This is a genomic window from Pseudomonas sp. PB105, from assembly GCF_009764655.1.
Classification (GTDB): domain Bacteria; phylum Pseudomonadota; class Gammaproteobacteria; order Pseudomonadales; family Pseudomonadaceae; genus Aquipseudomonas; species Aquipseudomonas cyclaminis.
The window spans coordinates 107164-133412 of sequence record NZ_RWIO01000015.1 but is presented as its reverse complement, the minus strand read 5'-3'; the positions used below and the strand labels follow the sequence as shown (position 1 = coordinate 133412).

Below are 26249 nucleotides of genomic sequence, written 5' to 3'. Positions count from 1 at the left end.
CATAACTTTTAATACACAACCAAAACTGTACGCGCCCCCCTTGCGAGCAATCACTTTGTCGCACTGATCGTATATACCAACTTTCATCCCTAGATGGGTAACGAACGCCTCAAACCTAGCCTAAGTTATTAGGCTACCTTAAGGGTGCTCAATGGGATACAAGTAAATATTTTTCCGAATTATTCGCTAATTTTTCAATTACCTGTGATCTCATCCGCCTCTTGGTGCCACCATGTAAAACCAAGCCCCTGCAAAAATGCAGAGGCTTCGTTGTTTCTGGGATATTCATCCTCAAACAGCCCTTCCGCTTCACCTCCCTACCTGTTGAATCACACCTTTTCGCGCCAAAACTCCAGATTCCATCCTTTATGCTGAATTATGTATTGCCAATAATTATGGCCTACCCATAAAAAAAATAATGACATCCCGCCATGTGGCAACCCTTCAAGACAAACTGAAAAATCAACCAATCTATTTTCCCGATTGCTCCTCGCCGCTCACCACGCTAACCTCCCCCCATCGCTGCCAATTCAGCGATCGGGCCTGAGAACCCGGCAAGATGCAGGCGCACCAAGCGCCCCCAACACCCGATTTTGAAGGCGTTTTTTTTCGCCTTAAAATTCGTGCAATGGCGGCTGTGCGTGGGAGACCTTCGGGTCTGCCGGGTTCCTGTATCTCCGGTTTCTCAGCCTGCGCACAGCTGCCACCCATTCGCCTGAGAACGAACGTGGTAGCTCTCAATCGATACGGGAGTTCCACCAATGACCGCTACACATCCATCTGCGTTAACCACCCTCGGCGTCACCCCTTTCTCCTTTCACTCCGACCAACCTCTGTTCCGCGTCAACAGCGGTGTTTCCCTGCATGAAGCCTTGCACCATGTTTCCGATTTGCTCCACGTTGCCAAGCTGCTCGCCGAAGATGCGGCGATGACGAAGGAGACGGACCGTTATGCCTGGGCGTCGCATTATTTGCAGGAGATGAGCAAGGCGGTGATTGATGATGTGGTGAAGGTGTTGGAGGCGCCTGGGAATACCGGGCTGTAAGTAGGGCTGCGCAGCGGCCCCATAGCCAGGCGCTGGGTTTTAACAGGAAAATCTCAGTGTCTTTATTGGGGCTGCTGCGCAGCCCGGCGCGGGCGGTGCGACGATTCGACAAGCCCGCTCACTACAGGGCTGTGGGCCACACATTGAGCGTTGTGTAGATACCCAATCCCACAGAAGCGCGCCTCGGCTTGGGGCGCTTTTTTCGGTATAAACCTGAACACCCTCTGCGTCGTGAACGGACTCCCATGAACGCTCTGAAACTGGTCTGCCTCCTGGTCGTTTTCCCGCTGTTGCTGGCCGCCCTCGGTGACTGGGAGCGTCAGCGTGCTGACGAAACCACCACTGCAATGATCGATTACCACATCACCGTGGACATCGCTAAACAGCAACTCCAGGCGCTGGCGGCCAAGGATCCGGCAACCATGCTCGATCTGACCCATGAAAAAATCAGCGTACAGTTGGCCCTCTCTCGCCTGGAAAAAATCGAATCCGAACTGCCCACGGCCCATAAGATCAACCGCGTGCTACGCGCCGTCGCACCGTGGGTCATCGGCCTGGGCCTGCTGGCGGCGTTGATCGGTGTGGCAGCGCTGGCAAGCACGCACTGGGCCGGACGCCGGGCGCAGCAGTCGCGGGAAAGGTTGCTGCATGCGTTCTCCCTGGGCAGCCGTTTGTTGCCTTACGTGCTAGTGAGCCATGTGGTGGCAATGGCGGCAGCGGTTGCTTTGGCGTTGAGCTACGAAGGTCTGGCGATGTGGCATATCGGCCGGCTGGGCAGTGGCGAGGTCAAGCTGATGGCGGTGCTGGGGGTGGTTGCGGCGTTTTGCTTGTACTCGATCTGGCAGTTGCTTAAACAGTTGCGTCACATGTTGGGGATGTTCATGCCTGAACCGTTGGAGATGTTCGGGCAGGTGGTCACGCCCGAACAGGCGCCGGGGTTGTGGCGCCATGTGAATGAACTGGCGGGCAAACTCGGCGCGCTGCCGCCGGATCATATTGTGGTGAGCCTGGCCCAGAGCTTTTACGTGACGTCCAGCGCGGCCACTGTGCAACCGGCGAACACGGCGCTGCGCGGGCGCACCTTGCATCTGCCGCTGCTGTACCTGGGCCTGTTGAGCCACGAGGAAGTCGGCGCGGTGATCGGCCATGAGCTGGCGCACTTTGCGGGGCAGGACACGGATTACAGCCTGCGCTTTTTACCAATCTACGACGGGGTCAATCGCAGCCTGGAAGCGCTGTTGGACACGATGCTGGCCAGCGATTTTATCCAGGGACGGCTGATGCGGCCGTCGTTCATGTTCGGTGTGTTTTTCATGCAGCGCTTTGATGACGCGGTGAACCACTGGAGCCGTGAGCGCGAATTGCTGGCGGATGCGGCCGGTGCGCGGCTGGTCGGCAATGCCGCGGCGGCGTCGGCGCTGTTGCGGGTGTCAGTGTTGCAGCCGCACGTTGAGGAGTCATTGTTGGCGGTGTGTGAAGCCGGGTCGGCAAAAGATCTGCCCGACGCCGTGCTCGCGGCCTTGCGTGAGTGCCCATTGCAACTGCCGCCCGAAGCCCTGGCGATCCATCAACCCCATCCAACCGACTCCCATCCGTCCAACGGCGAACGCCTGCAAGCGCTGAACGTGCCGCTGGACGATGCCCTGCGCAGCGCAACCCGCACGGTGGACAGCGACGCGGCGAATGCGCAGATCGATGCCTGCTTCAGCGCGCCACGGGCACTGCGCGAGCAGTTGTCTGGCGATGTGATGGAAGTGGCAGTGTCGGAGAACGCCGAGCATACCCACCTGCTGGAAACCCTGGCCGCGTCGGCCGAGGGCGAGCGTGCATTGCATGAGGGCAGCGCATGGCGAGGCGCGTTGATGGCGCTGGCGGGGCTGCCCTTTGTGCTGGGTGGGGTGTTTATCCTGAGCCGGGTCTGGCTCGCACCGGAGCGTTTGAAAGGCACGCCGTTGTCGGCGGTCGGCGCAGGTGCGTGCCTGGGTGTTGTCGGGCTGGGCCTCCTGTGGCTGGGCATCCGTCGATTCAAGCGTGCGCCGCAGACCGCATTGCGCCTGACGCCTGAGCATTTTGTGTTCAATAACCTGGCGCAGCCGCTGCCCATCGAACATATCGAAGAGATCTCGCTGCAATTCGTCCAGGGTATTTGGATAACGCTGCAATTGACGCCTGAGGCGCCCTTACCTGCGACGCGCAAAGCAGCGTTCGGCGTACCCGGTGTGCGCATCAATAAGAAGAAACGCCAAGTGTTGCTGCTGATGGCACAGCTTTGTATCGACAATAAAAAGATCGAGCCCTACGAGGGGCTGTCCTTGATGCTCGATTACAAAAATGCAGCGCTGGCCCGCAGTATTTTACAGAGCCGTGAGGACTGATCCGCGCCCATAAAAAAACCCCGAACCAGTCGGGGTTTTTTATCGCCTTGAATCAGGCGCGACGTGCGATCACTTAGAAAACGTTGATCGGGTAGTCGGCGAACAGACGCAGTTCGTTACCACCAACGTTGTAGTTGCTGGCGTTGTTGGAAACGCGCAACCACGAGGCGCGAGCACGCAGGCTCAAGTCTTTAGCCGGGCCGCTTTGAACGACGTATTTGAACTGGTTGAAGATTTCACGCTCGGTGCCATTGCCGCGGCCGCTGCCGTCGTCAATGTTGGTACCGCGCACGTAGGCCACGTTGTAGCTCAAGCCAGGCACACCGAAGGTGGTGAAGTCGATACCGTACGCGGCTTGCCACGAACGCTCGTCCTTGCCGTTGAAGTCGGACCAGTAGGAGTTGGCCAGCAGGATGGTGTTGCCACCGTCGCCGATGCCGGTGTCGCGGGTGTTGTCGCGATAGCCGCCGTACAGGTAGCCGGTGTCGCCGGTGCTGCGCTGGTGGGCCAGGGTGAAGGTGTGCGGGCCGACAGCCCAGGTGGCGCCGAGGCTCCAGATTTTGTTGTCGCGGGCGTCTTCATCACCGCGCTGCGAGGCAAAGCTCTTGTCCAGCTTGGTTTTGTAGCCATTGAAGTCAAACGTCAGCGACTGCTTTTCTGGCAGGGCCAGTACGTAGTTCACGTTGACGTATTGCTTCTTCAGCACGTCTTCCATGTCGGACGCGTACAGCGCAGCGGACAGGCTTTCGGTGAACTTGTAGCTGCCGCCCAGGTAGCTGATGTTTTTCAGGTTGCCGCTGTCGGTGCCTTCAGCACTTTTGCGAGCTTCCTTGGTGAAGCGACCTGCATCCAGTTGCAGACCTTCGATCTCTTTGGAAACGATCGAGGTGCCGGTGTAGGTTTCCGACAACAGACGCGAGTTGTCGTACTGCAGCACAGGCACGGCCGGCATTTGATCGCCGTACTTGAGCACGGTGTTCGACACGCGGAACTTCACCGCCGCGCCGCCTTTGGACAGGTCGTCGGCTGCTGCGCCGCTGGCGCCTTTCTTGAAGAAGTCGATACCGCCCGCGCCGCTGCGGCCTTTGCCGCCGTCCAGACGAATCGCGTATTGACCGATCACATCCACACCTACACCGACAGTGCCTTGGGTGAAGCCGGACTCGAACTTGCCGATGAAGCCCTGGCCCCATTCGGCTTTGTCTTGCTTGCCGTTTTTGTAGTCACGGCTGATGTAAGCGTTACGTGCAGCGATGTTCAGGTGGCTGTCTTCAACGAAACCCTTGGATTGCTCCTGGTCGTTTGCCATTGCTGCCGATGCGCTCAAAATCCCCAGAGCGATCAGACTCATCCGTTGCTTCAACATTTTCTTGTATTCCTTATTTCTGGTTGAGTACGCGCAGTGACACCAGGCTCCATGTCGTATTTTCTGGTGTCGACTTTCTCCGAAAAAAAGAAAGCCCGCGGACGACTTAACATGGCGCGGGCCTTTTCTTATTGGATGAGTCATGGCGGTTAGCCACAGGCGTTGGACGCAATCCTAGTCGCGCGTTGAACTATGTGTCAATTTCGTGAATCGTCTGTATTTAGGCGAAATAATTCTAAGCAACGGCCTACGACCTTTCTGAAAACGACAAGAAATCTGTCGTGCATCGTCAAAAAACACATCTCGCAACATATTTCAAAGCCGATACGTTTGGTAATAGATAACGCGCGCAAATGCAAAGCATTACCATTAGCGCGCTTTTCCTCCCAAACACTTTGGATACATTTCCCCATGCCTGCCCCTCGCCTGACGCCCATCACTCTTGGGCTCTCTGTTCTGTTGTCTGCCGGTTTTGCCTGTGCGGCCACCACCTTGCCCGAAACCTCGATCAGCGCGGAAGCTGACGAGGACGACCCGCGTGTCAAGGAAACCAGCACTGCGACACGCACCGCCACTGCGGTGCGTTATGTGCCCCAGGCCATTGATTCGGTGAAGACCGAAAGCCTGCGTTCCTACGGCACCAACGACCTGGGCCAGGCGTTGAGCGGCATCCCCAACGTGAGCAGCGGCGCCGATACGCGCTTCGACAGTGTGCGCATCCGTGGTTTTGACGCGAGCAATGACTTCTACCTGGACGGCATTCGCGACGACAGCCAATACGTGCGCGATCTGCATAACATCGAGCGTATCGAAGTGCTCAAAGGGCCGGCGGCAGTGCTTTACGGGCGAGGCGGTCAGGGAGGGATCGTCAACCGCGTGAGCAAGCTGCCAACGGCCGGGCATAAGTCGAGCATCGAGGCACAGGGCGGCAGCAATGATATGCGCAGTCTGTATGCGGACCTGAGCACTGACCCCACCGACAACATCAGCCTGCGCCTGAACATGGGCAACCAGGACAACAACAGCTTTCGCGATGACATCAGCGGTAGTCGCCAACTGTTTGCGCCGTCCATGAGCTGGCAGCTCACGCCTGACCTGAACTGGCTGGTGCAATACGAATACAGCCGCTACAACCGCACGCCGGATCGCGGCGTGCCCGGCGTCAACGGGCGCCCGGCGGATGTGAGCCGCAGCACCACCTACGGCGACGGCCGCGACTACATCGACGACAAAACCCAGTCCCTGCGCTCCAAGCTGACCTATGAGCTCAACGACAACTGGCAACTGCGCCAGACCCTCGGCGTGTTCAAGCTCGACAGCGATTTCGACAACACCTACCAAACCGCCTACAACCGTTTGAACAACAGCGTGACGCGCCAACGCTGGCAACAGGACCTGACCACCCTTAACATTTTCAACAACGTCGAGCTCGAAGGCAGCTTCAGCACCTACGGCCTGGAACACCGCCTGCTCACCGGCCTTGAGCTGGGCAGTCAACGTCGCGATCCGAAGCTGTACAGTGCTGGCCCGACCGTACCGTCGCTTGACCTCAACCAGCCGAATCGTCATCTGAGCCACACCGGGCGCATGAACGTGTCGAGCAACAACCACACCGAAGTCGAAAGCCGCGCCATTTACGTCCAGGACCAATTGCGCCTGAATGATCAGTGGCAAGTGCTGGCCGGCGTGCGTTACGACATGTTTGAAGTGAGCACCAAAAACAAGCTGACCCATATTCAGCAGGAGGTCGACAGCCGCAAGGCCAGCCCACGTTTCGGCCTGGTGTGGACGCCTCTGGAACACCACTCGTTTTATGCGTCATGGAGCAAGACCTTCTCTCCGGCTGGTGGCGGTTTGATCGGCATCACCCCGAACGCCGCCGGCAGCGTCAACGACCTGAGCCCCGAGATGACCAAGCAGAAAGAAATCGGCGTGAAAAGCGACTGGCTCGACGACCGCTTGAGCACCACTCTGGCGGTGTACGAACTGGAACTCTACAACCGCCGCACCAGCGACCCGCTGGACCGTACCATCACCCTGCTCAGTGGCCTGCAACGCTCGCGTGGCGTGGAGCTGACCGCCACCGGCAAGATCGTCGGCAACTGGTCTGTACGCGGCGGTATCGGCGTGCAGGATGCCAAGGTCGAGAAGGACAACAACGGCTTTGAGGGCAAACGCGTCAGCGATGTGGCCAAGCGCAATGCGAGCCTGTTTATCACCTGGAAACCGGAAATGGGCTGGTACGCGGAAACCGGCCTGACGCTGGTGGGCGACCGTTACGCTGACAACCTCAACACCGTGGTCCTACCCGGTTACGGTACTTGGGATGGACTGGTCGGGTTCCGCCATAAGGAATGGGATGTACGGGCGGCGCTGAACAACATCGCCGATAAGACTTACTACGAATCGGCGACTAGCGTGGCGCAGATTCAGCCGGGCGAGCCACGTAACCTGGTGGTAACGGGCACTTACAGTTTCTAAAGCCCGCTCCCACATTTGGCTTTGAGTGTCCTTCAGTTACACATCAACTCACACAACGCGTGCACTTCATCCTCACTGAACAGCCCCACCGGGTAGCGTTCACTCATCACGCTGCGCAGATCCGGCTGCTGCCGGGCCTGCCGCGTGCCGTGTTCCTTCAACCATTGCCCCAGCGCATGGATCGTGTCGTTGTTAACCCGTGAAGGGTGGAAGGTGCGCGTGTACATCGGGTTGATATCGGCGTTCATTTCAGCGCTCTCTCCTACTGCTTGAGCGGCTAACTTACTCAAGGTTTATGACAGAACCGTGCAGTCATCACCTTGGGCCACTGTGGCAACACCGATACAAGAGCTATGCCAATGTGGCGTATCTACAGGCAGATAGACACAAAAAAGCCCCCGGCCTTACGGGGCCGGGGGCTTGCTGTGGGCGCTGATACCGAGTAGCGCCTCACTTCTGGAAAGGCGCTGTTACAACTGCACTCAGTTTTTGTGCGGGGCCGGTTGCTGTTGGGTCAGGCAGTGGATATTGCCGCCGCCCAGTAACAGTTCACGGCCGGGCACCATCACCACTTCGTGTTGCGGAAACAGGTTCTGCAGGATGACCTTGGCTTCGCTGTCCAGCGGGTCGTCGAAACTTGGCGCGATGATGCCGCCGTTGACGATCAGGAAGTTGACGTAGGAACCGGCCAACCGCACGGTCGGGTTGCGTTCCTGGGTGCCGTCCACCGGATCGACACCTGCGCATTCTTCCTGCGTGGCGTACAGCGGCCCCGGGATCGGCATTTTATGCACTGTAAACGGGCGGCCCTGGGCGTCGGTGTTGCTTTGCAGCACGTCCATGGCCGCGTGGCAGCGTGCGTGGTTCGGGTCTTGCACATCGTCGGTCCAGGCCAGCAACACTTCGCCAGGGCGCACGTAGCAGCAGAAGTTATCCACATGGCCGTCGGTTTCGTCGTTGAACAGGCCATCCGGCAGCCAGATGATCTTATCCACAGCCAGGTTGGCACTCAGCACCGCTTCAATCTGGGCGCGGTCGAGGTGCGGGTTGCGATTGCGGTTGAGCAGGCATTCTTCGGTGGTGATCAGCGTGCCTTCGCCGTCGACATGAATCGAACCGCCTTCCAGAACAAAACCTTCGGTGCGGTAACGCGGCGCACGTTCGATTTCGAGGATCTTGCCGCCCACCTGTGAGTCGCGATTCCACGGCGAGTACAGCCCGCCATCAAAACCGCCCCAGGCGTTGAAATCCCAGTTCACGCCGCGCACTTCGCCGCTGTTGTTGATCACGAACGTCGGGCCGGTGTCGCGTACCCAAGCGTCGTCGCTGGACATTTCCACCACACGAATATTCGGCACGTCCAAACGGGCGCGGGCGTTTTCGTACTGGCCGGCAGAAACCGCCACGGTCACCGGTTCAAACCGTGCAATGGCCTTGGCCACCGCCACGTGCGCCGCCTGCGCCGGTTTACCACCCAGACGCCAGTTGTCCGGGCGCTCGGGCCAGACCATCCACGTTTGCGTCTGTGGCGCCCATTCGGCGGGCATGTGGAAGCCATCGGCGCGGGGTGTGCTGTGCAGGGTGGTCATGGCGATCAGGGCTCCGAATGGGGGTAGAGGCCGACTTTATAACGGATAAAAATCGGCTTTAAAAGCAATCAAACAGCATGATCTATAAATATGACAGGGAATAACCGATAACAATCGATTAATCACACGTGTTCATCGAGCACCTTCGACAGCATGTCGACAAAAAAGTCCACGCTCCGTTTAGACGTCACCATCGGCGGCTTGATTTTGAGGATGTTCAGGTAGTCACCGGTCGGTTGCATGAAAATCCCCAACTCGCGCAGACGGTCGCACAGCAGCGCAGTCTCTTCAGTCGCTGGCTCCAGGGTTTGCCGATCGCGCACCAACTCCAGGCCCAGATAAAAACCGGAACCGTGAACCGCGCCCACCAAGGGGTGGCGATCAATGAGTGCTTCCAAGCGCGCCTTGAAATGCCCGCCTACCTCTTGGGCGTTTTCCCACAACTTTTCTTCTTCCATCACGTCCAGCACCGCCATGCCGATGCGGCAACTCACCGGGCTGCCCCCTGACGACGAGAAGAAATACCCTTCAGCCTCCAGTGCCTCGGCGATATCGCGACGGGTGATCACTGCGCCGAGTGGCTGGCCGTTACCCATGCCCTTGGCCATGGTAATGATGTCGGGCACCACGCCCTGCTCTTCAAAGCCCCAGAAGAAATGCCCCATGCGGCCGTAACCCACCTGCACTTCATCGGCGATGCACACGCCGCCCTGGGCGCGAACCAACCCGTACACCTGCTGCAAATAACCCGGCGGCAGGGAGATGCCACCGGCATTGCCGTACACCGGCTCACAGATAAACCCGGCCAACTGACGTTTGCTTGCGGCGATTTTCGCCAGGTTGTGTTCCACGCTTCGTACGTAGTCTGGGGCACTGTCCTGCCCACGGAATTCACCGCGATAGGTATTCGGCGCGGTCACCGGGTGCACCCAGTCCGGGCGGCTGCTCAGCGCCTGGGGGTTGTCGGCGATCGAGGTGGACACCGCATCCGCCGCCACCGACCAGCCGTGATAAGCCTCCAGCACACTGAGCATGTCGCGCCCGCCGCTGTAAGCCCAGGCCAGGCGGATGGCCAGGTCGTTGGCCTCGGTGCCGCTGTTGACCAGGAACACCCGGTCCATGCCCGCCGGCGCCAACGCCAGCAAGCGCTCGGAAAACTCGGCAATTGCGGCATAGTGAAACCGCGAGTTGGTATTGAGCAGCGACCATTGCCGCGCCGCCACCGCCGCCATGCGTGGGTGGCCATGGCCCAGCACCGCGACGTTATTGAGCATGTCCAGGTAGGACCGGCCCTGCATGTCGATCAGGTGGTTGCGCCAGCCGCGTTCGATGCGTGGCGGATCGACGTAATAGTGTTTTTGCGACCGGGCAAAACTGGCGTCACGGCGGGCCAGCAGCGCGTGAGGGTCCAGCTCCGGTTCGGCATCGCACGCCAGCCCCAGCAAGGCGGCGGGCGATGGGCACAAGGCTTGCCAGGCCAAGGCGCGAGACGGCGTGCAAAACAGCGGCGGTTCGAGTTCGGCACGGCACAGTTGCACGGTCAGCGGCGCATGAACCTCGCCCAGGACCTGCCCCTTTACCAGCAACGAGCCCGGCTTCAATGAAGTGTTCACTCCCCAAAGCCGTACGCTCAGCTCGACGCCTCGCACACTCACAAGGCCATCGCCGCCCTGATGCAGCGTCCCGGCAAAAGGCACTTCCAGCAACGTGCCATGGGGCAAATGCAGCTCTACATGGAGCGCGAAAGTGTCTGGCTCGGCGGCGCTGTCCGGGCAGGTACGCGACAGCCGATATTGCCCATACCGACTGGCCGCCAACCCATGCACGGTTGCGGCTTCATCCAATAACCGACGGTCAACCCCTGGCGTTTCCCAATTGCCCGCCTCGAAATGCGGACTGAGCACGCCCAGGTCGATCAGCGCAAACTCCCGCCCCACCAGACCGGGGAGCAACGGGGCGAAGTCCTCGCTGGCAATCGGCGCCAGCGTCTCGCCAACACTGCTGAGAATCGCAGCCGCCATCAGTTCAAATGGCACCGACGTCGCTACATGGAAAATTTCCCACTCGTGTTCGGCGTTTTTCAACAGGTAGGCGTTATCCGGATCCAGGCGCTGCTGCTGTTCGCTGCTCAGCACCAGCACTGCCGCACGGGCGACGATCAGCGGCCACAGCGCCTGCAATTCCTCACGTTGCAGCGGCGTAACCGCATGACACGCCTGGACCGCCGGCAGGATCGCAAACGGGTCGCCCTCGGCATGGTGCAACAGGGCGGCGCAGGTCACCGACAGGTCGGCAATGCGCCAGGTGTGCACCAGGTCGCCGAAATCGATAACGCCCTGAAGTTGCCAATGCCGCTGGGCATCGCGTTGCCACACCACATTGTCGTCAGTGATGTCCATGTGCACGGCCTGCCACGGCAGGCGCTCGGCCAAGGGGCGGATGCGCGCTTCAACCTGTTCGGCGATCTGTTCCAGCGCGGCCCGGTGGGGTAGGTTTTCCAGGGTGGCCGACAGGTGGGTGATCAGTTCACTGGCATGGCGCGGGTCCCATTGCAGTGTGCGTTCCAGGCCAGGGTGGGTGAAGCCAGCCAACGCGAGGCTCATGCGACCGCACAGGTCACCGAAGCCTGCAATCACATCGCGCCCCAGATGCGGCAGATGGGTCAACGGCTGACCGTCGATGTAGTCCAGCAACCGCAGGTGCAGGGTCTGGCCGTCGAGCGTCACGGTCAGCAGCTCCTCACCGCTCAGTGCCTTGATGACCTTGGGCACGCGCACGCCCTGCAATGTGTTGAGGGCCGCGTGCTGAGCATGCAACTCCACCGCCGCGTAGTCGCCCCGGCAGATTTTGAGAACAAACCGGCCACGGGAGCTGTCGACTTTGTAATTGAGGTCTTGCTGGCTGCCCAGTGACTGCAACGTGCCACTAAGGCCGTAATGCTGCGCAAGGAGTTGAGCCGCCTGATCGGGGCCTACTTGCGGGCAGGGTAGACTGGCACGGTGGATCAACGTGGCGAGCAGCATGGGGGTGGCCTCAATTTTTTAGACGTGTATATCGCCATTGTTCGGGGGGCTTGCGCAACCCCCACACACAGACCGCCCTGACCAGCGCCATAACACCCGCTATGCTCCACTCACTGAACGTCCGTCTAAGGAAAAAGGGCCCCCGTCATGCGCATTCTCATTACCGGTGGCGCCGGTTTTATCGGTTCTGCTTTGATACGTCACCTGATTCAGCACACCGAGCATGAAGTGCTCAACCTCGACAAACTCACCTACGCCGGCAATCTGGAATCGCTGACCAGCATCGCGTCCGATAGCCGCTATGAGTTTGTCCAGGCCGACATCATCGACCAGGCCACCGTCAGCGCCGTGCTCGCGCGCTTCGAGCCCCACGCGATCATGCACCTGGCCGCTGAATCCCACGTCGACCGTTCGATTGACGGTCCGTCGGATTTTATCCAGACCAATATCGTCGGCACCTACAGCCTGCTGGAAGCTGCACGAGGCTACTGGCAAACACTGTCCGGGCCGGACAAGAGCGCGTTTCGCTTCCACCATATCTCGACCGATGAGGTCTACGGCGACCTCCACGGCGTGGACGATCTGTTTACCGAAACCACGCCCTACGCGCCCAGCTCGCCCTACTCGGCCAGCAAAGCCGCGTCCGACCACCTGGTCCGCGCCTGGCAGCGCACCTACGGTCTGCCCGTGCTGCTGACCAACTGCTCGAACAACTACGGCCCCTTCCACTTTCCTGAAAAGCTTATCCCGCTGGTGATCCTCAACGCCCTCGCGGGCAAGCCGTTGCCGGTCTATGGTGATGGTTTGCAAGTGCGCGACTGGTTGTTTGTAGAGGACCATGCGCGTGCGCTGCTCACCGTCGTGACGCACGGCGCGGTCGGCGAGACGTACAACATCGGCGGCCACAACGAGCAAAAGAACATCGACGTCGTGCGCAGCATCTGCCACTTGCTGGAGGAATTGGCACCCCGACACCCGCAGGGTGTCGAGCACTACACCGACCTGATCACGTTCGTGAAAGACCGTCCAGGCCACGACCAACGCTACGCGATCGACGCCAGCAAAATCGAGCGCGAGCTGGGCTGGGTACCCGAAGAAACCTTTGAAACCGGGCTGCGCAAAACCGTGCAGTGGTACCTCGATAACCTGGAATGGTGCCGAAGGGTCCAGGATGGCAGTTATCAGGGTGAACGATTGGGCAACACCGACATGAGGGATCTGATCGCATGATGAAAGGAATCGTATTGGCCGGCGGCTCCGGCACGCGCCTGCACCCCATCACGCTGGGTGTCTCCAAACAACTGCTGCCGGTCTACGACAAGCCGATGATCTACTACCCGATCTCGGTACTGATGCTGGCCGGCATCAAGGAGATCCTGGTGATTTCCACCCCGGCGGACTTACCGCAATACCGCAACCTGCTGGGTGACGGCAGCCAGTTTGGCGTGACCTTCAGCTACGCCGAGCAACCGAAGCCGGACGGGCTGGCGCAAGCCTTCCTGATTGGCGAGCAGTTCATCGGCAACGACCCCGTATGCCTGATTCTGGGCGACAACATTTTCCACGGCCAGCGCTTCAGCGAGCAGTTGCATGCGGCGGTGAATCGCGGCAAAGGCGCCACGGTGTTTGGCTATTGGGTCAGAGATCCGGAGCGCTTCGGCGTGATCGACTTCGACAGCGAAGGTCGCGCCCTGTCCATCGAAGAAAAACCCGCCGTGCCGAAATCCAGCTATGCCGTCACCGGCCTGTATTTCTACGACAATGACGTGATCAACATCGCCAAGGCGGTCAAACCCTCCGCCCGAGGTGAACTGGAAATCACCGACGTCAACAACGCTTACCTCAAGCGCGGTGACTTGCAGGTGGAGCGCTTTGGTCGGGGTTTCGCCTGGCTGGATACCGGCACCCACGACAGTTTGCTCGACGCCTCGCAGTACGTGCAGACCATCGAGCGGCGCCAGGGCCTCAAAGTGGCGTGCCTTGAAGAAATCGCCTATGGCAACGGCTGGATCGACCGCGAACACCTGCTCGAACGCGCCAAATACTTCGGCAAGACCGGTTATGGCCAGTACCTGTATTCCCTGGCGGGAGACAACCAGTGAATGTCGTCGATACATCGCTTCCCGGCGTCTTGATCCTCGAACCAAAAGTGTTCGGTGACGAACGCGGTTTTTTCTACGAAAGCTTCAACGCCCGGGCCTTTGCCGAGGCCACCGGGCTCAAGCGCGAGTTTGTGCAAGACAACCACTCGCGCTCGCAAAAAAACGTGCTGCGGGGCCTGCATTACCAACTGGAGCACACCCAAGGCAAACTGGTGCGGGTCACGGCGGGCGAAGTGCTCGATGTCGCGGTGGACATTCGCCGCAGCTCGCCGAACTTCCGCCAGTGGGTGGGCGTACGCCTGTCGGCGCAAAACCACCGCCAGTTGTGGGTGCCGGAAGGGTTTGCCCATGGGTTTGTAGTGCTGAGCGACTACGCCGAGTTCCTGTACAAGACCACCGACTACTACCAACCGAGCGCCGAGCGCAGCATCCTGTGGAATGACCCGACGCTGGCTATCGACTGGGAGCTGACCGAGCCGCCCCAACTGTCCGCCAAGGACCAGGCGGGCAAACTGCTGATGGAGGCCGATCTGTTCCCATGAAGATTCTGATTACCGGCCAACGTGGCCAAGTCTCCCAGGCACTGCAACAGCGCCTTCAGGGGCTGGGCGAACTGATTGTGCTCGGCCGCGAGCAGCTCGACCTGGCCAAACCGCAGCAGATCCGCGAGCAAACCCGCGCCCATCGCCCCGACCTGATCATCAACGCCGCCGCCCACACGGCGGTCGATCAGGCCGAAAGCGAACCGGACGCCGCCTTCGCCATCAACGCCATCGCCCCCGGCATCCTCGCCGAGGAAGCCAAGGCCCTGGGCATTCCGCTGATTCACTACTCCACCGACTACGTGTTCGACGGCAGCAAGGCTGCGCCCTACACCGAGGTCGACACGCCGAACCCATTGGGCGTGTACGGCCAGAGCAAGCTGGAGGGCGAGCAGGCGATTGCAGCGGTGGGCGGCGAATACCTGATTCTGCGCACCAGCTGGGTCTACTCCAACACGGGCAAGAATTTCCTGCTGACCATGCAACGTCTGCTGCAAGAGAAACCGCAGATGCGCATCGTGGCTGACCAGATTGGCGCGCCAACATGGGCCGGTACCATTGCCGGCAGCACCCGCGCATTGATCGAGCGTTGGCAGGCCGGCGAGACCGGCGAATGGGGCGTCTATCACCTGACGGCCCAAGGTGAGACGTCGTGGTTCGGCTTCGCCCAGGCGATTGGCGAGCACCTGCGCGCCGAAGGGAAACAGTGTGCTGAACTTGAGGCGATCCCCTCCAGCGCCTACCCGACGCCCGCCAGGCGCCCACTGAACTCGCGCCTCGATTGCCGCCGCCTGCAGCAACAGTGGCACGTCAGCCAGCCACACTGGCAAGACGCATTGCGCGAGTGTCTTGCACAGCAGCACTAGGCATAATGCGCCTGTACCCACAGGCGCACGACTCCCATGACTCCATCCCTTCCGCGAAGACCCCGCTGGCGCAGCCTCGCCCTGCTGGCGTTGTGCCTGGCACCGCTGCTGTGGCCGTTGGAGCACTTGGCCGAGCGCTACTACCGCAGCGAACTGGCCGGGCAGAACCGCCAGACCCTCGACCTGTACGTCGCCAACCTGCTGGGCACCCTGCACCGCTATGAAGTGCTGCCACAGATCTTGGGCGACTTGCCCGCCCTGCGCACCGTGCTGGAGGCGCCGAACGTCAGCAGCCACCAGGTCAACGCCAACCTGCTGCTCAAGGACGTCGCCGCCCAGGCCGGGGTGGAAGTGATGTACCTGATGGACACCACCGGCAAGACCCTCGCCGCCTCGAACTGGGATAAACAGGACAGTTTCGTCGGGCGCAACTTCTCGTTCCGCCCCTACTTCAGCGAAGCCATGGCCGGGCGCCTGGGGCGGTTTTTCGGCCTGGGGACTACGTCGGCCAAACGCGGTTACTTCTTCGCCGCCGCCGTGCGCGAGGGTGACAAAATCATCGGCGTGCTGGTGGTCAAGGTCGACCTGGACCACACCGAAAGCCTGTGGGGCAACACGCCTGAACAACTGCTGGTCACCGACCACAACGGCGTGGTGATCCTCACCTCGCGCCCGCAATGGCGGTTCCGTGCCACTCGGCCACTGACTGACGAAGAACGCCAGGCGATCATTGCGATCCAGCCCTACCCGACCCGCGACCCACAGCCGCTGAGCCTGAGCAGCACCGCGTGGCTGCGCCAATCCACGGCCATCGCCGAGACCGGCTGGAATGTGGAAATCCTCGCGCCGCAATCCTTGATCAGCCGCCCGGTGCGCACGGTGGTTGCGGTGGGCGGCGCCACGTTACTGGTGCTGATGTTGCTGCTCGGTTTGATGATGCAACGACGCCGCCATTACCTGGATCGCATCGCGTTTGAAGCCAAGGCGCGTCGCGAGCTGGAAGCCCGAGTGGTCGAACGGACCAGCGACCTGGAAGGCCTGAACCGGCGGCTCAAACAAGAAGTGCTGGAGCGCGAACACGCCCAGCAGGAACTGGTGCGCGCCCAGGATGATCTGGTGCAAGCGGGCAAGCTGTCGGCGTTGGGTACCATGTCGGCGAGTATCAGCCACGAACTCAATCAGCCCCTGGCCGCGATTCGAAGCTACGCGGAAAACGCCGAGATCCTGCTGGACCATGAACGCACCGCCGATGCGCGGGGCAACCTCAAGTTGATCAGCGAACTGACCGGGCGCATGGCCTCGATCATTGCCCACCTGCGTGCCTTCGCCCGACGCGACCGGCATGCCCCGGAGAGCGTGGCCCTGCAACCGGCGCTGGACGACGCACTCGCGCTGTTGGCCAAGCGGCGGCGGTCGATGGAAGTGGAGCTGATCCGTGATCTGCCGGAAGCAACGCTGTGGGTGCAGGCCGGCGAAACCCGTCTGCGCCAAGTGCTGGGCAACCTGCTGGCCAACGCCCTCGACGCCCTCACCGAAAAAGGCCCACCGCGCAGACTCTGGCTGAGTGCCGAAACCACCGCGCAGGGCGTCAACCTGTACATCCGCGACAATGGCCCAGGGTTTTGCATGGAAGCGCTGGGCCGCGCCAGCGAGCCGTTTTACACCACCAAGACCCGCACCCAGGGCCTGGGGTTGGGCCTGGCGATCTGTGAGACCCTGATGCGTGCCTTTGGCGGCGAACTGTCGTTCGCCAACCACAAGGAAGGTGGCGCGCTGTTAACCCTGAAATTGCGTGCCGGCTCGCCGGGCGTCAGTCTGCAACCGTCCGAGGACCGCAGTGTATGAGTATCGATAACCAGATTCAGGTGGTGTTGATCGACGACGATCCGCACCTGCGTCAGGCCCTGTGCCAGACCCTGGACCTGGCCGGGCTGAAAGTCCTGACCCTGGGCGAAGCCACCGGCCTCACCGCGCGCCTGTCGCGGGACTGGCCGGGCGTCGTGGTCAGCGACATCCGCATGCCCGGCATGGACGGCCTGGAACTGCTGGCTGAACTCCACGGCCAGGACCCCGACCTGCCGGTGCTGCTGATCACCGGCCACGGCGACGTGCCGCTGGCGGTACAGGCCATGCGCGCCGGCGCCTATGACTTCCTTGAAAAACCCTTTGCCAGCGATTCGCTGCTCGACAGCGTACGTCGCGCTCTGGCCCTGCGCCGCCTGGTACTGGACAACCGCAGTCTGCGTCTGGCCCTCAGCGACCGCCAGCAACTGAGCACGCGCCTGGTAGGCCACTCGCCACAGATGCTGCGGCTGCGCGAGCAGATCGGCGCACTGGCGGCGACCAAGGCCGACGTGCTGATCCTGGGTGAAACCGGCGCCGGCAAAGAAGTTGTGGCCCGTGCACTGCACGACCTGTCGAGCCGCCGCAGCGGCCCGTTTGTGGCGATCAACGCCGGTGCCCTGGCGGAATCGGTGGTGGAAAGCGAACTGTTCGGCCACGAACCCGGCGCCTTTACCGGGGCGCAGAAACGCCGCATCGGCAAGTTCGAATTTGCCAACGGCGGCACCTTGTTCCTCGATGAAATTGAAAGCATGAGCCTGGATGTACAGGTCAAACTGCTGCGCCTGTTGCAGGAGCGCGTAGTAGAACGCCTGGGCGGCAATCAACTGATCCCGCTGGATATCCGTATCATCGCCGCCACCAAGGAAGACCTGCGCCAGTCCGCCGACCAGGGCCGTTTCCGCGCCGACTTGTATTACCGTCTCAACGTCGCGCCGTTGCGCATTCCGCCGCTGCGCGAGCGCGGTGAAGATGCGTTGATGCTGTTCCAGCACTTCGCCGACGAAGCCAGCAGCCGCCACGGCCTGACGTTGCACGAGCTGCAGCCGGGCCAACGCGCACTGTTGTTGCGTCACAACTGGCCGGGCAATGTGCGGGAATTGCAGAACGCCGCCGAGCGCTTTGCGCTGGGCTTGGAACTGGCACTCGACAGCACGCCGGACAATACCGCCAGCAATGTGCTGACTTCAACGCCAGGCGGCTTGAGCGAGCAAGTCGAGCAGTTCGAGAAAAGCCTGATCGCCGCCGAACTGACCCGCCCCCACAGCTCCATGCGCAGCCTCGCAGAAGCCCTCGGCGTGCCGCGCAAGACCTTGCACGACAAACTGCGCAAGCACGGCCTGAACTTCGCCAACCAAAGCGCTGACGACGAATGACCCTGCCCACCCACCAAGAGGCCCCCATGAGCCGCGACAGCCGTTACCTGGAATCCGTCCTGCACCACGACATCCCCCTGACCCGTGAAATGGGCCTCAAGGTGCTCGACTGGCAAGGCGGGCAACTGCGGCTGCACCTGCCCCTGCAAGCCAATATCAACCACAAGAGCACCATGTTCGGCGGGAGCCTCTACTGCGGCGCGGTGCTGGCCGGTTGGGGCTGGCTGCACCTGCAACTGCGCGAGGAAGGGGTTGAAGACGGGCATATCGTGATTCAGGAAGGGCAGATCAGTTATCCACTGCCAGTGACGCGGGATGCGACCGCTGTGTGCGCGGCGCCGGAGGAGAAAGTGTGGAAGCGCTTCTTGGCGACCTACAAGCGCTACGGCCGGGCGCGCTTGGCGCTGGAGACGTGGATTGTGAATGAGGGCGATGAGGAACACGCAGTGGCCTTCACCGGCCAATACGTCCTGCACCGCTAGAAGCCAATACACAAAAAAAATGTGGGAGGGGTTTGCCCCCTCCCACATTTTGATCTGCGGTGGTTTTAAGATCTTGCCAAGGTCAGCAAGTGCTCACGCCACGCGGCCTTCGCCGGCAGTGCCAGGAAAAACGGGTTCAGCAACGATTCTCGCGCCGGGTAGCTGAACGGCTCACCACTCAACTCCAGCACCTCGCCTCCCGCGCCTTCCAGCACGCCCTGAGCCGCCGCCGTATCCCACTGCGACGTTGGCGCCAGGCGTGGGTAGCAATCGGCACTGCCTTCGGCCAGCAGGCAGAACTTCAACGAGCTGCCGATATTCGCCAACTTCAACTCACCCACGCCAGCGCTCAACCCATCCAGCAAACGTTCCTGCTCGGGGCTGGTATGTCGACGGCTGGCAACCACGGTAAACGCCTCACCCACCGCTGGCGCTGCGCGCACCTGGATCTGTTTGGGTGCGTCGTTCACATCGGAGCGCCAGGCGCCCAACCCCGCACCGCCAAAGTAGCAACGGCCACTGGTAGGCATCGACACCACACCGAACACCACGCGCCCGTGTTCAATCAGGGCGATATTGACGGTGAACTCTTCACTGCCAGCGATAAATTCCTTGGTGCCGTCCAGCGGATCCACCAGCCACCAACGCGTCCAGCCGGCGCGCACGCTCTGGTCGATATCGGCGTCCTCTTCGGACAGCACCGGGATACTTGGGTCCAGCGCGGTAAGGCCAGCGAGAATCAGATGGTGGGCGGCGAGATCTGCTGCCGTCACCGGCGAATCGTCGGCCTTGGAGGTCACCGCCACATCGGCGCGCCAGTACGGCAGGATGACTTCTCCCGCCTGGCGAGCCAGTTCGATCACGGGGGCGATAAACGAGTGGCCTAAAAACAGTTCGCTCATGCGCTAAACGCTCCACGCTGGATCAACAGGTCTCGTACCAGGTACAACGCCGCCAAGGCGCGACCTTCACTGAATTGCTCGTTTTGCGCCAACTGCGACAGCTCGCGCAGGTTGACCCGGTCCACGCGCATCGGCTCGGGCTCATCGCCTTGCAGGCGCTCTTCATAAAGATCGGTGGCCAGCACCACCTGGATTTTCTGGCTCATATAACCAGGCGACAGCGACAGCTCGGTAATGTGTTCCAACTGTCGCGCGCCGTAGCCGGCTTCTTCCTTGAGCTCACGGTCTGCCGCCGCCAGCACGTCTTCGCCCGGTTCGATCAGGCCCTTGGGCAAGGACAACTCATATTCGTCGGTACCGCCGCAGTACTCTTCCACCAGCAAGGCATGATCTTCGTCGATCATTGCCACGATCATCACCGCGCCGTAGCCGGCACCACGCCCCACCAGGCGCTCGTAGGTCCGTTCAACGCCATTGGAAAAGCGCAATTGCACTTCCTCCACGCGGAACAAACGGCTACTGGCGACTATTTCGCGGGCGAGGACGGTGGGTTTCTGGCGCATAAGCGGCTCCTTGGCGTGATCGGGTTACTATACCGTGGCTTTTCCGATTGTCTGTGTCGGATATCTTTACTTACATGAGAACGCCCCATGCCCTCTTTGCCCTGGCACGCCATCGACACCGTCCTGCTGGACATGGACGGCACCTTGCTGGATCTGCATTACGACAACCACTTCTGGATGGAACACCTGCCCCAGCGTTACGCCGAGTTGCATGGGGTGAGCCGGGCCATGGCCGAGATGGAATTGCTGCCACTGTTCGAGCGTAACGCCGGACAGTTGCAATGGTATTGCCTGGATTTCTGGAGCGCGGAACTGAAGATCCCGGTGCGCGAGCTCAAGCTGGAAACCGCCCATTTGATCGCCTTGCGCGCGGATGCCGACACCTTTCTGGCCGCGATCAAACAGGCCGGCAAGCGTGTGATCCTGATCACCAACGCCCATCGTGATTCGCTGTCATTGAAGCTGGAACGCATTGAACTGGCGCCGTATTTCGAGCGATTGATCAGCTCCCATGATTACGGTTTTGCCAAGGAAAACCCGCAATTCTGGGATGCCCTGCACGCTGACATCCAGTTTGATCCTTCGCGCAGCCTGTTTATCGACGACACCTTGCCGATCCTGCGTAGCGCCAGGGATTTTGGTGTAGGGCATCTGCTGGCGGTAAAAGAGCCGGACAGTAAAAAAGGCCCCAAGGACACGGCGGAGTTTGCAGCAGTAGAGGACTACCGCGACCTCATTGCGGGACTCTGAACCCAATGTGGGAGGGGGCAAGCCCCTCCCACACTTTTACTCAGGGATACGCAGTGTCTGGCCTGGATAGATCTTGTCCGGGTGCGACAACAACGGCTTGTTGGCCTCGAAAATCTTGTTGTACTGATTGGCGTTGCCGTACACCGCCAGCGAGATCGCACTCAGGGTGTCGCCCTTTTTCACTACGACGAAACGGGCAGCGGCAACCGCCGGCCCGGAAACAGTGATCTGGTCATCCACACTGGCAACACCGGCGATGTTGCCCAGCGCCAGCAGGATTTTCTCTTTCTCTTCCTGGGTAGCGACCTCCCCCGTCACAGTCACCTTGTCGCCATCCACCGTGGCCTGCACATTCGGATTCCCCAGACCCACCTTCGACACGTGGTCTTTCAACTGCTCACTCGCGTTCGCATTACCCGGCGTCAACAGGTCGACAAGCTTTTCGCCGGCTTCTTTGATAAAGCTGAAAATACTCATTAGTGCGCTCTCCTTGGTAGTTGTATTCCAGATGCCCAAGACTAGACCAGTCCTACAGATTTGGGTTCCAGCCCGGCCAAAGACCCAAACGCGCTAGAATCCCCCCGCCATTGGAATAAGCCCTGGAGCGAAGATGGACATCAAACAGCTGAAATTCCTCATCGCCCTCGACGAAACCCGTCACTTCGGCCAGGCAGCGGCACGTTGCCACATCACCCAGCCCACCCTGTCGATGCGCCTGCGCAGCCTCGAAGAAGAGTTGGACTTGCCGTTGGTCAATCGCGGCCAGCGTTTCGAAGGTTTCACCGCGCCCGGCGAACGGGTGCTGGCGTGGGCCCGCACCGTGCTGGCGGCGTATGACGGTTTGCAGGCTGAAGCCGCTGCCTGTCGCGGCAATCTGGTGGGCACATTGCGTTTAGGCGTGGTGCCACTGTCGAGCTTTGATCCGTTGGCGTTGATGCAGCAACTGCATAAAGCGCACCCGAGCCTGCGCTTTGAGCTCTCGGCCCTGAGCTCCGAACAAATCCTTGAACAACTGGCGAGCAACCGCCTGGACCTGGGCGTCTCTTATCTGGAACGTTTGGATAATGAACGCTTTGACTCGCTGGCCCTGGGAGAAACCCGCATGGGCTTGCTCTACGACCAGCGGTTCTTCAGCTTTGGTGACAAGCCGTTGAGCTGGGAAGCACTGATCGAGTTGCCTTTGGGCATGCTCACCAGCGGTATGCACTTTCGCCAGTCCATCGACCACAACTTCCACAGCCGTGGGCTCAACCCCCAACCGCTGCTGCAGACCGATGCCGTCCATCAGTTGTTACAAGCGGTGCACGGCGGACTGTGCTGCGCGGTAATGCCGCTGGACGGCGGCCTGGATGCGCTCACCGAGCACTTGCGCCTGCAACCTATCGAGGATGCCCACACCCTCGCGCGTCTTGGGCTGATCATGCGCCGCAGTGCACCGCGCTCTGCGTTGGCCGAGGCGTGTTTCGCGCTGTTTCAGAAATCGCAAACCGAGTCTTGATCGACGCCATCTATCGGTAGATCAGTACTGGCAATTAGACGCGACGCTTTGTCGCGCCTAGTCTAAACACTGATCAATCCGCCGGTGGTACTGCCCCATGAACGCCAAGCGCCCAGTCTGCGCGGCGCCCGCCTCTGAAACGCCCGCGCCCGCCGCCAGCCAGAGCTATCAATACTGCAATCTCGAACACACAGAGGTCGCCAGCACTGCGTTGGCGGAAGAAGTGGCGTTGGCGATCGCCTATAACGACATCAGCCAGGCGGTGATGCTGGTCACGCCGACGGATCTGGAAGACTTTATCGTCGGTTTCAGCGTCGGCAGCGGCATTATCGCTGACGTTAGCGACATTTATGATCTGAAACTCAGTGGCTCCGGCTCGACACAGTACGCCCAGGTGCAGATTTCCAGCCGCGCGTTCTGGAACCTCAAGCAGCAACGTCGTCAATTGGCGGGTACCAGCGGTTGTGGTTTATGCGGTGTAGAGGCGGTGGAACAAGCCTTGCCGGACCTTGAAGTCTTGCCCGGCGCACCGCTGCCCCCAGCGGAATGGCTTGATGGCCTGCGCCAGCGCATCAGCGCCTTCCAACCTTTGGGCCAATACAGCGGCGCGGTACATGCGGCGGTGTTCATGAACAGCCAGGGCGAATTGTTACTGGGCCGCGAAGACATCGGCCGCCATAACGCCCTCGATAAGTTGATCGGTGCGCTGATCCGCCAAAAGATCCCGACCGACGGCGGACTGGCGATTGTCACCAGCCGTTGCAGCCTCGAATTGATCCAGAAAGTGTTGCGCGCAGGCATCCAGACCCTGGTCAGCCTGTCGTCGCCCACCGGCCTGGCCCTGCAATGGGCACGCCGGCATAACCTCAATCTCATCCACCTGCCGCAGAAAAGTGCGCCGCGGGTCTACAGCCCTGCGATGGAGAACCAGCCGTGAGCAATCATCATCAAGCCGACCAAACCCCAACCCCGCGCTATAAGCCGTATAAAGGCGCGGCGGGTGGCTGGGGCGCGCTGATCAGCGTGGCGCAGGCCTGGCTGACCAGTGACAACGCACTGAAGAACCTGCGCATGATGCTCAAGACCAACCAGAACGGCGGTTTCGACTGCCCGGGCTGTGCCTGGGGCGACTCGCCGGAAAGCGGCATGGTCAAGTTCTGCGAAAACGGCGCCAAGGCGGTCAATTGGGAAGCCACCAAACGTCGTGTGGATGCGGCCTTCTTCGCCAAACACAGCGTCACTGCACTGCTGGAACAGAGCGATTACTGGCTTGAATACCAGGGCCGCCTGACCGAGCCGATGCGCTACGACGCCGAAAGCGACCGCTACACACCGGTCAGCTGGGAAGCGGCCTTCGACCTGATCGGCAAACATCTCAACGCACTGCCCAGCCCAGACATGGCCGAGTTCTACACCTCGGGCCGGGCCAGTAACGAAGCGGCATACCTGTATCAGTTGTTCGTGCGCGCCTACGGCACCAACAACTTCCCGGACTGCTCGAACATGTGCCACGAGGCCAGCGGCGTGGCCCTGGCGCAGAGCGTGGGCGTCGGCAAAGGCACCGTGACCTTTGATGATTTCGAACATGCCGACGCGATTTTCGTCTGGGGCCAGAACCCTGGTACCAACCACCCGCGCATGCTCGAACCGTTGCGTGAAGCGGTCAAACGCGGCGCCCAGGTGGTGTGTATCAACCCGCTGAAAGAGCGCGGCCTGGAGCGCTTCCAGCACCCGCAACACCCGCTGGAAATGCTCACCAACGGTGACAAGCCGACCAACACCGCCTACTTCCGCCCCGCATTGGGTGGCGACATGGCCATTCTGCGCGGCATGGCCAAGTTCCTGCTGCTGTGGGAGCGCCAGGCGCAAGCCGAAGGCAAGGAAGCCGTGTTCGACCACGACTTCCTCAACGAGCACACCACCAACGTGCTTGATTACCTGGGCCAGATCGACGACACCTCCTGGGATGAAATCGTCGCGCAGTCCGGGCTGCCGTTGGTGGAGATCGAGCAAGCGGCGCGCATGTATGCCAAAGGCAAGAATGTGATCATGTGCTGGGCGATGGGCATCACCCAGCATCGCCACTCGGTGCCGACTATCCAGGAAATCGCCAACCTGATGCTGCTGCGCGGCAACATCGGTCGGCCAGGCGCCGGCCTGTGCCCGGTACGTGGCCACAGTAACGTGCAGGGCGACCGCACCATGGGCATCAACGAGCGCCCACCGGTGGCGTTCCTCGACTCGCTGGAGCGTCGCTTCAAGTTCCAGGTACCGCGCACCCATGGCCACAACGTGGTGGAAGCGATTCACGCCATGTTGGAAGGCCGCTCCAAAGTGTTTATCGGCCTGGGCGGCAACTTCGCCCAAGCCACCCCGGACAGCCCGCGCACCTTCGAAGCGCTGCGCAATTGCGACCTGACCGTGCAGATCAGCACCAAGCTCAACCGCAGCCACCTGATGCATGGCAAGGACGCGCTGATCCTGCCGTGCCTGGGCCGTACCGACATCGACATCCAGGCCGATGGCCCGCAAGCGGTCACGGTGGAAGACTCGTTCAGCATGGTTCACGGCTCCAACGGCCAACTGCAACCGCTGTCGAAGCTGATGAAATCCGAGCCGGCAATCCTCGCCGGCATTGCCGCCGCGACGCTGGGCAGCAAGCCGGTGGATTGGAACTGGCTGGTGGCCGACTACAGCCGCATCCGCGACCTGATTGCCGACACCATCCCGGGCTTCAAGGACTTCAACGAGAAAATCAAAAACCCAGGTGGCTTCTACTTGGGTAACTCTGCCGGCGCACGCCGCTGGAACACCCCGTCGGGCCGGGCCAACTTCCGCCCGAACATCCTGCCCAAAGACTTGATCCACGAACGCACCCACGCCACGGGCCGGGTACCAGACCTGATCATGCAATCGATGCGCTCCCACGATCAGTACAACACCACCATTTATGGCTTGGACGACCGTTATCGCGGCGTAAAAGGCCAGCGTGATGTGCTGTTCGTCAACGAGGCCGACATCATCCGCCTGGGCTTCAAGCCAGGGCAGAAGGCCGACATCGTGTCGCTGTGGGAAGATGGCCGTGAGCGTCGTGTGAAAGGCTTCACCTTGCTGGCATTTGATATTCCGGCAGGCCAAGCCGCCGCTTATTACCCGGAAGTGAACCCGCTGGTGCCTCTGGAAAGCACTGGGGACGGCAGCCATACGCCAACGTCAAAGTTCGTGGCGATCCGTTTAGAGGCCGCGAGTGACAATGGCCTGATAATGGCGCGTACGGCCTGACTGATCATTTCGGACACAAAAAAGGCCGCTTTTGCATAAAAGCGGCCGTTCCGAAGTAGCTAATGACCCGCAAAAATCACTTAAGTTCCCGATCTAAAACAGTAACTTAGCGAATTGTGTACAACTCGTGTTACTGGTCGGATTTCTATTGTCACCATGTCAAT

Annotated in this window: 21 protein-coding genes; 14 read left to right on the top strand and 7 right to left on the bottom strand. The window is 60.7% G+C overall.

Going from position 1 to position 26249, the window contains the following annotated elements:
* Nucleotides 1-761: 761 nt before the first annotated feature.
* Together EJD88_RS02635 and EJD88_RS02630 are read left to right on the top strand one after the other, a co-directional pair.
* Nucleotides 762-1046 (top strand): DUF3077 domain-containing protein, encoded by a 285-nt coding sequence (locus EJD88_RS02635; protein ID WP_112192966.1) that lies wholly within the window; start codon nt 762-764, stop codon nt 1044-1046.
* 245 nt (nt 1047-1291) lie between these two features.
* Complete coding sequence (locus tag EJD88_RS02630; RefSeq protein WP_158876661.1) at nt 1292-3421, top strand: M48 family metallopeptidase; 2130 nt, start codon at nt 1292-1294, stop codon at nt 3419-3421.
* 73 nt (nt 3422-3494) lie between these two features.
* On the opposite strand, the gene EJD88_RS02625 is transcribed toward EJD88_RS02630, so the two are convergent.
* The gene (locus EJD88_RS02625; protein ID WP_099584434.1) at nt 3495-4787 is read right to left on the bottom strand and encodes an OprD family porin; all 1293 of its coding nucleotides are present in this window, start codon (nt 4785-4787) and stop codon (nt 3495-3497) included.
* A gap of 411 nt (nt 4788-5198) precedes the next feature.
* Between EJD88_RS02625 and EJD88_RS02620 the strand changes: the two genes are divergently transcribed.
* Nucleotides 5199-7268 carry a TonB-dependent siderophore receptor gene (locus EJD88_RS02620; RefSeq protein ID WP_158876658.1) on the top strand — a complete coding sequence of 690 codons (2070 nt, stop codon included), beginning with the start codon at nt 5199-5201 and terminating at the stop codon, nt 7266-7268.
* A 32-nt stretch (nt 7269-7300) separates the two neighbouring features.
* On the opposite strand, the gene EJD88_RS02615 is transcribed toward EJD88_RS02620, so the two are convergent.
* From EJD88_RS02615 to EJD88_RS02605, 3 genes are all read right to left on the bottom strand, one after another.
* A complete protein-coding gene (locus tag EJD88_RS02615; protein WP_099584432.1) occupies nt 7301-7516 on the bottom strand; it encodes a hypothetical protein in 216 nt (71 codons plus the stop codon).
* A gap of 234 nt (nt 7517-7750) precedes the next feature.
* Nucleotides 7751-8857, bottom strand: a complete 1107-nt coding sequence (gene aguA / locus EJD88_RS02610; protein ID WP_158876656.1) for an agmatine deiminase — start codon at nt 8855-8857, stop codon at nt 7751-7753.
* A gap of 122 nt (nt 8858-8979) precedes the next feature.
* Nucleotides 8980-11880 (bottom strand): aminotransferase, encoded by a 2901-nt coding sequence (locus EJD88_RS02605; RefSeq protein WP_158876653.1) that lies wholly within the window; start codon nt 11878-11880, stop codon nt 8980-8982.
* A gap of 147 nt (nt 11881-12027) precedes the next feature.
* On the opposite strand from EJD88_RS02605, the gene rfbB reads away from it, so the two are divergent.
* Genes rfbB through EJD88_RS02570 form a run of 7 tightly spaced genes read left to right on the top strand, consistent with a single transcriptional unit; the run spans nt 12028 to nt 19090 of the window.
* On the top strand, nt 12028-13110 hold the full coding sequence (rfbB, locus tag EJD88_RS02600; protein ID WP_158876650.1) for a dTDP-glucose 4,6-dehydratase: 1083 nt from the start codon (nt 12028-12030) through the stop codon (nt 13108-13110).
* Nucleotides 13107-13982, top strand: coding sequence for a glucose-1-phosphate thymidylyltransferase RfbA (gene rfbA / locus EJD88_RS02595; protein ID WP_099584428.1), 876 nt, complete (start codon nt 13107-13109; stop codon nt 13980-13982). Before rfbB ends, rfbA begins: the two co-directional genes overlap by 4 nt.
* Nucleotides 13979-14524, top strand: a complete 546-nt coding sequence (rfbC, locus tag EJD88_RS02590; RefSeq protein ID WP_112192959.1) for a dTDP-4-dehydrorhamnose 3,5-epimerase — start codon at nt 13979-13981, stop codon at nt 14522-14524. The genes rfbA and rfbC overlap by 4 nt, the downstream gene beginning before the upstream one ends.
* Nucleotides 14521-15390: a dTDP-4-dehydrorhamnose reductase gene (gene rfbD / locus EJD88_RS02585; RefSeq protein ID WP_158876647.1), complete on the top strand. Its 870-nt coding sequence runs from the start codon at nt 14521-14523 to the stop codon at nt 15388-15390. The genes rfbC and rfbD overlap by 4 nt, the downstream gene beginning before the upstream one ends.
* Nucleotides 15391-15426: 36 nt before the next feature.
* Nucleotides 15427-17235: an ATP-binding protein gene (locus EJD88_RS02580; RefSeq protein WP_099584425.1), complete on the top strand. Its 1809-nt coding sequence runs from the start codon at nt 15427-15429 to the stop codon at nt 17233-17235.
* Nucleotides 17232-18608 carry a sigma-54 dependent transcriptional regulator gene (locus tag EJD88_RS02575; protein ID WP_099584424.1) on the top strand — a complete coding sequence of 459 codons (1377 nt, stop codon included), beginning with the start codon at nt 17232-17234 and terminating at the stop codon, nt 18606-18608. The genes EJD88_RS02580 and EJD88_RS02575 overlap by 4 nt, the downstream gene beginning before the upstream one ends.
* A gap of 26 nt (nt 18609-18634) precedes the next feature.
* On the top strand, nt 18635-19090 hold the full coding sequence (locus EJD88_RS02570) for a YiiD C-terminal domain-containing protein (RefSeq protein WP_099584423.1): 456 nt from the start codon (nt 18635-18637) through the stop codon (nt 19088-19090).
* A 65-nt stretch (nt 19091-19155) separates the two neighbouring features.
* Here EJD88_RS02570 and cysQ read toward each other — a convergent pair whose 3' ends face one another.
* Both cysQ and nudE read right to left on the bottom strand, forming a co-directional pair.
* Nucleotides 19156-19992: a 3'(2'),5'-bisphosphate nucleotidase CysQ gene (gene cysQ / locus EJD88_RS02565; RefSeq protein WP_158876645.1), complete on the bottom strand. Its 837-nt coding sequence runs from the start codon at nt 19990-19992 to the stop codon at nt 19156-19158.
* Complete coding sequence (nudE, locus tag EJD88_RS02560; RefSeq protein WP_158876642.1) at nt 19989-20555, bottom strand: ADP compounds hydrolase NudE; 567 nt, start codon at nt 20553-20555, stop codon at nt 19989-19991. Before nudE ends, cysQ begins: the two co-directional genes overlap by 4 nt.
* A gap of 87 nt (nt 20556-20642) precedes the next feature.
* Here nudE and yrfG point away from each other — a divergent pair, with 87 nt between their 5' ends.
* On the top strand, nt 20643-21305 hold the full coding sequence (gene yrfG, locus EJD88_RS02555; protein WP_099584420.1) for a GMP/IMP nucleotidase: 663 nt from the start codon (nt 20643-20645) through the stop codon (nt 21303-21305).
* 36 nt (nt 21306-21341) lie between these two features.
* Here yrfG and lysM read toward each other — a convergent pair whose 3' ends face one another.
* The gene (lysM, locus tag EJD88_RS02550; protein WP_099584419.1) at nt 21342-21782 is read right to left on the bottom strand and encodes a peptidoglycan-binding protein LysM; all 441 of its coding nucleotides are present in this window, start codon (nt 21780-21782) and stop codon (nt 21342-21344) included.
* Between the two features lie 133 nt (nt 21783-21915).
* Here lysM and EJD88_RS02545 point away from each other — a divergent pair, with 133 nt between their 5' ends.
* The 3 genes from EJD88_RS02545 to EJD88_RS02535 all read left to right on the top strand — a co-directional run bounded on the left by EJD88_RS02545 (nt 21916) and on the right by EJD88_RS02535 (nt 26085).
* Nucleotides 21916-22803, top strand: a complete 888-nt coding sequence (locus EJD88_RS02545) for a LysR family transcriptional regulator (protein ID WP_112192955.1) — start codon at nt 21916-21918, stop codon at nt 22801-22803.
* A gap of 97 nt (nt 22804-22900) precedes the next feature.
* On the top strand, nt 22901-23740 hold the full coding sequence (gene fdhD / locus EJD88_RS02540) for a formate dehydrogenase accessory sulfurtransferase FdhD (protein WP_099584417.1): 840 nt from the start codon (nt 22901-22903) through the stop codon (nt 23738-23740).
* Nucleotides 23737-26085 (top strand): FdhF/YdeP family oxidoreductase, encoded by a 2349-nt coding sequence (locus EJD88_RS02535; RefSeq protein ID WP_099584416.1) that lies wholly within the window; start codon nt 23737-23739, stop codon nt 26083-26085. The genes fdhD and EJD88_RS02535 overlap by 4 nt, the downstream gene beginning before the upstream one ends.
* Nucleotides 26086-26249: the final 164 nt, after the last annotated feature.

What these genes read in the sequence shown, in the direction of transcription:
- nudE (WP_158876642.1), bottom strand. Translation starts at nt 20,555, where the DNA reads ATGCGCCAGAAACCCACCGTCCTCGCCCGCGAAATAGTCGCCAGTAGC.
- rfbD (WP_158876647.1), top strand. Translation starts at nt 14,521, where the DNA reads ATGAAGATTCTGATTACCGGCCAACGTGGCCAAGTCTCCCAGGCACTG.
- aguA (WP_158876656.1), bottom strand. Translation starts at nt 8,857, where the DNA reads ATGACCACCCTGCACAGCACACCCCGCGCCGATGGCTTCCACATGCCC.
- fdhD (WP_099584417.1), top strand. Translation starts at nt 22,901, where the DNA reads ATGAACGCCAAGCGCCCAGTCTGCGCGGCGCCCGCCTCTGAAACGCCC.
- EJD88_RS02580 (WP_099584425.1), top strand. Translation starts at nt 15,427, where the DNA reads ATGACTCCATCCCTTCCGCGAAGACCCCGCTGGCGCAGCCTCGCCCTG.
- EJD88_RS02575 (WP_099584424.1), top strand. Translation starts at nt 17,232, where the DNA reads ATGAGTATCGATAACCAGATTCAGGTGGTGTTGATCGACGACGATCCG.
- rfbA (WP_099584428.1), top strand. Translation starts at nt 13,107, where the DNA reads ATGATGAAAGGAATCGTATTGGCCGGCGGCTCCGGCACGCGCCTGCAC.
- EJD88_RS02605 (WP_158876653.1), bottom strand. Translation starts at nt 11,880, where the DNA reads ATGCTGCTCGCCACGTTGATCCACCGTGCCAGTCTACCCTGCCCGCAA.
- EJD88_RS02625 (WP_099584434.1), bottom strand. Translation starts at nt 4,787, where the DNA reads ATGTTGAAGCAACGGATGAGTCTGATCGCTCTGGGGATTTTGAGCGCA.
- EJD88_RS02545 (WP_112192955.1), top strand. Translation starts at nt 21,916, where the DNA reads ATGGACATCAAACAGCTGAAATTCCTCATCGCCCTCGACGAAACCCGT.
- EJD88_RS02570 (WP_099584423.1), top strand. Translation starts at nt 18,635, where the DNA reads ATGAGCCGCGACAGCCGTTACCTGGAATCCGTCCTGCACCACGACATC.
- yrfG (WP_099584420.1), top strand. Translation starts at nt 20,643, where the DNA reads ATGCCCTCTTTGCCCTGGCACGCCATCGACACCGTCCTGCTGGACATG.
- rfbB (WP_158876650.1), top strand. Translation starts at nt 12,028, where the DNA reads ATGCGCATTCTCATTACCGGTGGCGCCGGTTTTATCGGTTCTGCTTTG.
- EJD88_RS02615 (WP_099584432.1), bottom strand. Translation starts at nt 7,516, where the DNA reads ATGAACGCCGATATCAACCCGATGTACACGCGCACCTTCCACCCTTCA.
- cysQ (WP_158876645.1), bottom strand. Translation starts at nt 19,992, where the DNA reads ATGAGCGAACTGTTTTTAGGCCACTCGTTTATCGCCCCCGTGATCGAA.
- EJD88_RS02620 (WP_158876658.1), top strand. Translation starts at nt 5,199, where the DNA reads ATGCCTGCCCCTCGCCTGACGCCCATCACTCTTGGGCTCTCTGTTCTG.
- EJD88_RS02635 (WP_112192966.1), top strand. Translation starts at nt 762, where the DNA reads ATGACCGCTACACATCCATCTGCGTTAACCACCCTCGGCGTCACCCCT.
- EJD88_RS02630 (WP_158876661.1), top strand. Translation starts at nt 1,292, where the DNA reads ATGAACGCTCTGAAACTGGTCTGCCTCCTGGTCGTTTTCCCGCTGTTG.
- lysM (WP_099584419.1), bottom strand. Translation starts at nt 21,782, where the DNA reads ATGAGTATTTTCAGCTTTATCAAAGAAGCCGGCGAAAAGCTTGTCGAC.